The 235-nt window shown below is 68.5% G+C and carries 1 protein-coding gene; it reads right to left on the reverse strand.

What is annotated here, in order from left to right:
- A partial coding sequence (locus IH61_RS42330) for a hypothetical protein (protein WP_037974253.1) occupies nucleotides 1-235 on the reverse strand: 235 nt, incomplete at both ends.

Consider the following 235-nt stretch of genomic DNA (forward strand, 5'->3'; position numbering starts at 1 on the left):
GGTGAGGGCTTCCGCCTTGCCGCCGTCGCCGGGGACGGATGAGACGGTGGCGTCCTTGTGGAACCGGGGGGTGCCGTCGGTGTTGTAGAGGTCGACGTGCGCGGTCAGTCCCTGGGCCGATCCGGTTCGCTGGTTCACGACGACGACGGAGCGGTTGTCGTAGGAGTACTGGATGTGGAGCGGCTCGTTGGCCTTCTGGGCTCCGAAGTAGGCGCCGCCCTGGTCGCCGTAGCGG

The organism is Streptomyces sp. NRRL WC-3742 (assembly GCF_000720635.1).
GTDB lineage: Bacteria > Actinomycetota > Actinomycetes > Streptomycetales > Streptomycetaceae > Kitasatospora.